The sequence below is a fragment of the Candidatus Aquicultor secundus genome, from assembly GCF_002791875.1.
Classification (GTDB): Bacteria; Actinomycetota; Aquicultoria; order Aquicultorales; family Aquicultoraceae; genus Aquicultor_A; species Aquicultor_A secundus.
The window spans coordinates 30,825-32,672 of sequence record NZ_PFNG01000205.1 but is presented as its reverse complement, the minus strand read 5'-3'; the positions used below and the strand labels follow the sequence as shown (position 1 = coordinate 32,672).

Annotated in this window: 2 protein-coding genes, 1 tRNA gene and 1 pseudogene; all 4 read left to right on the top strand. The window is 42.0% G+C overall.

Going from position 1 to position 1,848, the window contains the following annotated elements; translation table 11 throughout:
* The first annotated feature begins 14 nt into the window (after positions 1–14).
* A tRNA-Met gene (locus COY37_RS08770) sits at positions 15–88 on the top strand.
* A 225-nt stretch (positions 89–313) separates the two neighbouring features.
* A pseudogene (locus COY37_RS12080) lies at positions 314–499 on the top strand (hypothetical protein); the annotation flags it as partial.
* 132 nt (positions 500–631) lie between these two features.
* Positions 632–1,141 carry a type IV toxin-antitoxin system AbiEi family antitoxin domain-containing protein gene (locus COY37_RS12075; RefSeq protein WP_502690498.1) on the top strand — a complete coding sequence of 170 codons (510 nt, stop codon included), beginning with the start codon at positions 632–634 and terminating at the stop codon, positions 1,139–1,141.
* A gap of 57 nt (positions 1,142–1,198) precedes the next feature.
* On the top strand, positions 1,199–1,630 hold the full coding sequence (locus COY37_RS08760) for a nucleotidyl transferase AbiEii/AbiGii toxin family protein (protein WP_286677879.1): 432 nt from the start codon (positions 1,199–1,201) through the stop codon (positions 1,628–1,630).
* Positions 1,631–1,848: the final 218 nt, after the last annotated feature.

Below are 1,848 nucleotides of genomic sequence, written 5' to 3'. Positions count from 1 at the left end.
ATCGGCCATAACGACGCGGGGTGGAGCAGTCCGGTAGCTCGTCGGGCTCATAACCCGAAGGTCACAGGTTCAAATCCTGTCCCCGCTACACAGTTTTGAGATCGAAAAAACGCCTTCTGACAGGCGTTTTTTCATTTTGGAAAATGATAGCCCAGGAGAGGATTTGAACCTCGAATCTTTCTGACCTCGTATATTCTTCGTTTGTCGCTAATTGTCTGCAGATACGCGCCGATAAAAGATATTGAAATATTTATGTTTTATGTGCATAATATATCCTGTAAAGACACAATTTGCACATAAAAGGTAATTATCTATGGAAAATAGCTCAAGAACCCTCGGTAAAATTGAATCGCGTCTTCTCAATGTTTTATCTTCGCATGATAAAACAATCTTTGCCGTTGAGGATGCCCGAAAGATAACAGGAAGCTCTGCTGTAGCCACTCGCTTACTTTTAAGTGATTTGGTAAGGAAAAAATGGCTTATTCGGCTTATTCCCGGGAAGTATTTAATTGTTCCTTTATCTGCCGGGGAAGAGGCTGAACACTCTGAAAATTGGTACGTTATTGCCAAGAACTTAATCGAGCCTCAACCGTACTATATTTCGCATTATAGTGCTCTAGAGATTTATGAGATGATTATTCAGCCAATTTATACTGTCTATATCAGCACCCCCAACAGAAAAAGGCCGAAAGAGGTTTTGGGCGCTACCCACCAATTTGTATATACGCAGCCAAAAGATATGGAATGGGGCACTGAAGACGTTTGGATTACGTCGTCTCAGAAGGTGAGGGCAAGCGATCTTGAGCGAACGATTATTGATTGCCTGGATCGGCCTGATCTTTGTGGCGGCATTAGCGAAATCGCAAAGGGAATATGGGCAAAGCGAGGCAATATTGATTATCAAAAGCTAGCCCAATACGCAAAACGATTGAACAGAAAAAGTGTAGCCAAGCGTCTTGGATTTCTTTTGGAGACCTATGGTCTTGGCGGTCAAGAGGTATTATCTGAGCTAAAGGGCATGCTTTCGTCTAGCTATGCGCTGCTTGACCCTACCCTTGAAGAGGCCGGACGATTCTTAAGTTCCTGGAAGATAAGAGTAAACGTAGACGCAGAAGAGCTAATCAATATAACCAGAACCTAAAAAGGCGACTAAATGATTCCACGATCAGAATTACAAAGACTTGCTCACAGGCTGAAGATGAACGAACTAATCCTGGAGAAAGATTATGTTCTTACCTGGATTCTTTTGGGCATTGCCGATTCAGTTCTATATCCACTACTTGCCTTTAAAGGTGGAACGGCGCTCAAGAAAATCTATTTTCATAATTATCGCTTCTCAGAAGACTTAGACTTTACGGTTTTGGAAAAAGTTGAATCTAACGACTTAATTTCTGGCTTGGAGCGTGTGATTTTTGATCTTTCTAAAAGCCAAGGCTTTCAATTTGCGATTCCGCCGGAGAAGATTGAGCGGCGTAATGATTCTATAACGGCTTACATTAGCTTTGTCGGACCACTTCAGGCAAAGCTTGGCAGCCGTGATATTAAGGTGGATTTTACATTATCCGAGAAACTGATATTTTTCGTTGAACCGCATACTGGACTCCATAAGAGGATTTTACGAGAAGTGTGAGCACAAAGGAGTTGCTTTTCATGACGTCAGCGACTTCTTTGAGACAGGAAGGCTTGATTCTCATATGAATGCATGGGAAAACACGCTCGGCCATCAGTTAGAAAATGTTCCGGACTTTCGAGAAGTTATCAAAGATTTAGAAATCGCAATTGGCAAGATTTTTAATACCCAACTGTGAGTAATTCAGTATAGAGCTTAAAACGCCCAATTAAAGCCTC

Bases quoted from the DNA above. Each gene is read 5' to 3' on its own strand.
- COY37_RS08760 (WP_286677879.1), top strand. From the start codon at position 1,199: ATGAACGAACTAATCCTGGAGAAAGATTATGTTCTTACCTGGATTCTT.
- COY37_RS12075 (WP_502690498.1), top strand. From the start codon at position 632: ATGATTATTCAGCCAATTTATACTGTCTATATCAGCACCCCCAACAGA.